The organism is Sanguibacter inulinus, assembly GCF_013415325.1.
GTDB lineage: Bacteria > Actinomycetota > Actinomycetes > Actinomycetales > Cellulomonadaceae > Sanguibacter > Sanguibacter inulinus.
Map to the genome: position 1 here is coordinate 1 of NZ_JACBYE010000098.1, position 4,567 is coordinate 4,567.

Below are 4,567 nucleotides of genomic sequence, written 5' to 3' on the forward strand. Positions count from 1 at the left end.
GGGGGACGGGGTCCTCGTGGCCCTGCACCCCGGGCGTGCTCGGGGAGGGTGGCCCCGACGGCCCATGCGTCGGCTGGGGAAGGCACCTGGCCAGCACGCCGGTTAGGCTCGGGACCGCCGCTCCGTCGAGCGTGCGGTGCGGACCGAGAGCTGTGGTCTGCACGCTGGTCGAGGAGCCGGCCGACCCTGGGTGGGACGGCCGCGCAACGAGGTGGAGGAGTCGTCCATGGGCGTCGTCGTCGGGTTGTACAGGATCGCGGTCGCGGTGTTCGCGCTCATCGGGACGCAGGAGATCTGGCGGGACGGTGACCCCTCGGGTCTCGTCTACTTCACCAACCAGTCCAACCTGCTGCTCGCGGTCGTCTTCGTATGGGCCGGGTTCGCGTCCTTCGCCCGTCAGCCTCAGCCGCCGGCCTGGCTCAAGGGTGCTGTCACGCTGTTCATCCTCATCACCGGGCTCGTGGCGTACTTCATCCTGCCGCCCGACGCGCCCGGAGAGCCGACTGTCGTGCTCGGCCTGACCGACGGGCAGATCGTCCACCAGCTCACGCCGGCCCTCGCGCTGCTCGACTTCCTGCTCTTCGACCCGCACCGTCGTCTGCGGGTCAAGAACGCCGCGCTCTGGTTGCTGTACCCGGTCGCGTACTGCGCCTTCACGACCGTCCGCGGCGTCGTGCTGCCGGACACCGACTACCCCTACGGATTCGTCGACGTCGCCGAGATCGGGTACCTCGGGCTCGTGCAGAACGTCGTGCTCTACGGCGTCGGGTTCTTCGTGCTCGGTCTGGTGATCGTCGGGATCGACCGGGTGCTGCCGCGCAACCCCGTGATCGGGCCGAAGGTGCCGGCCGGCGGGCGGTCCGGCGGACGGTCGGGATCGGCGCGAGGGCGCGGGTCGCGGAGCCGTTCGGACGGTTGAACGCGGCTGGCTGCTAGCCCCGGAGCGGGCACCGTCTCCGCTCGCTCAGGGCGCGGGTCGAGCCAGACGAGAGCAGCGTGTCGTGGCTCACTGAGAACTGATTTGGCGTCTGGGTCCCCATCCCTGTAACGTTTCTCTCGGTTCACCGGGCGCCCGTAGCTCAACGGATAGAGCATCTGACTACGGATCAGAAGGTTGGGGGTTCGAATCCCTCCGGGCGCACCACCCGAACGAACGGCCTCAGTCCTCGGACTGGGGCCGTTCGTCGTTGGTGGGCGGTGCCACCCAGGGCGGACGGTGTGCGTCCCGCTCACCCTGCCTCCCACACGAGGACGTGCTCCCACCTATCTCCCCGTGGTCGTGCGCGGCGTCACCGGGCGGGTGTGGAGCCGGCCACTGATGCCCGAGGCGACGTGTGCGAGACTCCGTCCATGGGACAGGAACCGTTCGAGGTCATCATCGACGCGCTCGGCAGCTACGCGGTGTCGTTCATCCCGGACGTCCACCTCGTGCGGATCTACTCCGACGAGCAAGACCGCACCGCCCACCTGGAGATCTGCCTTCATGACGGGTCCTGGGAGCGGCAGTCCGCGGCGATCGACTCGATGGTCGAGATCCGGGCCATGTACCTGAACGAGCTGTCGATCTCGTACGAGTTCGACACAGAGACCGATGACGAGCTCTCGGAGTCTGCACGGGCCGGGTCCCAGGTCTTCGCGACGCACTCGCGCTGACGGATGGCGGACGGGGGCGCTCACCATCTAGGTCGAGCAGAGCACCACAAGACGGTCGGCGACGCGCTCGCAGGCGCCGCCAACGAGGAGTGGGCAGCAGTGTGCTACTTCTACTCCGCGTACCACCTCGCTCGCCACGCCCTGATCAGCGACCCTGTCTTCCGGGACCTGACGCGCCTCAGGGCCATCAACGCTGATCTTCTGCCGGGGTCTCGCAACATCACACGTCATCATGGCCGCTTCCGTGCGGGTGAGCCGCGGCAGTGGGGGATCAACGAGCTGGTGCAGGTTCTGTACCCGACTGTCGCGCCGAGGTACGAGCGGCTCCATCAGGCGAGCATCGCGGTCCGCTACAAGCAGGGCATCCCGAGGTTCTCGGGCACAGACTCACGAGCATGGCTCGACGGGATCGAGGCCGAGCGTGCTGCGGGGCGGATGAGCAGGTAGCGAGAGGCGGATCACGACAGGCTCGCACCCCTGACCTGCGGGAGTTCTCGCTCTCAGGCGTTGTGGGTACTCTCAGTCCGACCCCGGCCAGCAGACGTGGCGCGCCGACGCGCCCGTGCCCCCCGCGCTGGCCACCGGACTCAGGAGCGCACTTGTGATCCGCATCGGCATCGTCGAGGACGACGCGGCGAGCGCACGTCTGCTCGTCGAGCACCTGCGCCGCTACGAGCGCGAGCACGACGAGGACTTCGCCGTCTCCCTCTTCGACGACGGCAGCAAGGTCGTCGACGGCTACCGCCCGGACTACGACATCTTGCTGCTCGACATCCAGATGGCCGAGATGGACGGCTTCACCGCCGCGGAGAAGATCCGCCAGGTCGACAGCGACGTCATCATCGTGTTCATCACCAACATGGCCCAGTACGCGATCCGCGGCTACGAGGTCGACGCGCTGAGCTACGTGCTCAAGCCGGTCCCGTACTTCGCGTTCTCGCAGGAGATCAAGCGGTCGCTCCAGCGGATCCGGCGGCGGTCGGCCGACTACCTCATGCTGTCGGTCGACGGGGCGCTCATCCGCGTGGACACCGCGCAGATCGTGTTCATCGAGAGCATCAAGCACCGCGTCGTGGTGCACACGACCGACGGCCAGTACTCGATGGTGGGTGCCCTCAAGGCCATGGAGGCCCAGCTCGAGGGCAAGAACTTCTTCCGCAGCAACAGCTGCTACCTGGTGAACCTGCGGCACGTGACAGGCGTCAAGCAGAGCACCTGCCAGCTGGTCGGCGGCCACGACCTCACCATCAGCCGGCCCCGCAAGCGAGGCTTCCTCGACGCCCTGACCGACTACGTGGGCGGCCGCGGCGCATGACTCTCGACGTCCTGCCGGACATCCCGCGCGAGCTCACGGGCCTCGCGGAGTGGGCGGCGTGCATGATCTACGTGCTGCTGCGCCAGAACCGCCTGCGCCCGACGCGCCTCGCGCTGCTGTCGGCTGTCGCGCTCGGTGTGCTCGTGGGCGTGCAGGTCGGTGCGGGGATGCTGCCGCTCGGCTGGTGGCCCGTCGGCATGGCGGCGTCGGCAGCCTGCATGTACCTGTTCCTCTACGCGGCGACGAGCGCACCGGTCCGCGACGCCGGGTACTTCTGCGCCAGGGCCCTCGTGCTCGCGGAGCTCGTCGCGGCGCTGCACTGGCAGATCCACTGCTTCTTCTTCCTCCTCGGTGACGCCCACCCCGGAGACGCCGGGCTGGGTGGACCGGCGCGGGTCCTCACCTTCGCGGTCGTCTACGTGGCCGCCTTCGCGATCGCGTACCTCGTCGAGGCACGCCACTTCCGGCCCTCGCAGCCCCTCGACGTCACCGGGCGCGACCTCGCGTCGGCCGCGGCGATCGCCCTCGTGACCTTCGGCATGAGCAACCTCAGCTTCCTCAACGCGAGCACCCCCTTCAGCGGGCGTCTCGGCTTCGAGATCTTCTACATCCGCACGCTCGTGGACCTCTGCGGCTTCGTCGCGCTCTACGCCCAGCAGGGCCAGCGGCTGCAGCAGCACGCGAAGGGCGAGCTCAAGGCGATCGACGAGATCTTGCGCAGCCAGCACCAGCAGTACCTGCAGTCCAAGCGCAGCATCGAGCGGGTCAACCGCAAGTACCACGACCTCAAGCACCAGGTCGGCGTGATCCGCGCCGAGGTCGACCCGCGCAAGCAGGAGTCGTACCTCGACGAGCTCGAGGCGACCATCAAGGACGTCGAGTCGCAGAGCAAGACGGGCAGCAGCGTCCTCGACGTCATCCTCACCACCAAGCACCTGGAGTGCGTCGAGCGGGGCGTCGACCTCACCTGCGTCGCGGACGGCAGCCTGCTCGGCTTCATGACGGTCATGGACGTCAGCGCGCTGCTCGGCAACGCCCTCGACAACGCGATCGAGGGGGCGTCGCGCGTCGAGGACCCGCAGAAGCGCCTCGTGAAGATGGCGCTCTTCGCCCGGGACGACCTCGTGGTCATGACCTTCGAGAACTACTTCGACGGCGAGGTGCGCACCGAGGGCGGGCAGATCGTCACCCGTCGCGGTGACCGCGACAGGCACGGCTACGGCCTCAAGAGCATCCGGTACACCGCCGAGAAGTACGGCGGCTCGATGACCGTGCGCACCGACGGCGGCTGGTTCGTCGTGCGGCTGCTGATCCCCGTCCCGCGCGACTTCGTCCGCACCGAGCCGACGGCTCTCGAGATCAGCTGACCGGCTGCCTGGCGGTCCCGGGGCACGTGGTGCCCTGAGGTACCTGCGGTGCCGTGCCTGGCCGGCTCTCGAGGGCGGCGCTCACGCGCGCTGATCTGACCGGTGCCTCGCCTGCGCGGTCGTCTCGTCCTACGGGAGCCTCGTCCGCGCGGTCGACTTGTCTGACGTGTCCCTCACCCGTGCCGCTGTCTCGTTCGACCCGACCCGACCCGAGCCGGAGTCCAGGCCCACC

General features: G+C 68.6%; 5 protein-coding genes and 1 tRNA gene. All 6 read left to right on the top strand.

All coding sequences use genetic code 11. The features are described 5' to 3' along the window. The first annotated feature begins 226 nt into the window (after positions 1-226). The 6 genes from HZZ10_RS18975 (at position 227) to HZZ10_RS19000 (ending at position 4,335) form a co-directional block, all read left to right on the top strand. On the top strand, positions 227-919 hold the full coding sequence (locus tag HZZ10_RS18975) for a Pr6Pr family membrane protein (protein ID WP_179914707.1): 693 nt from the start codon (positions 227-229) through the stop codon (positions 917-919). Positions 920-1,068: 149 nt separating this feature from the next. Continuing rightward, positions 1,069-1,144, top strand: a tRNA-Arg gene (locus tag HZZ10_RS18980). 206 nt (positions 1,145-1,350) lie between these two features. Then, positions 1,351-1,653 carry a hypothetical protein gene (locus HZZ10_RS18985; protein ID WP_179914708.1) on the top strand — a complete coding sequence of 101 codons (303 nt, stop codon included), beginning with the start codon at positions 1,351-1,353 and terminating at the stop codon, positions 1,651-1,653. A gap of 3 nt (positions 1,654-1,656) precedes the next feature. Then, positions 1,657-2,100 (top strand): hypothetical protein, encoded by a 444-nt coding sequence (locus HZZ10_RS18990; RefSeq protein WP_179914709.1) that lies wholly within the window; start codon positions 1,657-1,659, stop codon positions 2,098-2,100. Between the two features lie 154 nt (positions 2,101-2,254). Beyond that, positions 2,255-2,968, top strand: coding sequence for a LytR/AlgR family response regulator transcription factor (locus HZZ10_RS18995; RefSeq protein ID WP_179914710.1), 714 nt, complete (start codon positions 2,255-2,257; stop codon positions 2,966-2,968). Next, complete coding sequence (locus HZZ10_RS19000; RefSeq protein ID WP_056135217.1) at positions 2,965-4,335, top strand: GHKL domain-containing protein; 1,371 nt, start codon at positions 2,965-2,967, stop codon at positions 4,333-4,335. Before HZZ10_RS18995 ends, HZZ10_RS19000 begins: the two co-directional genes overlap by 4 nt. The last annotated feature ends 232 nt before the right edge of the window (positions 4,336-4,567 follow it).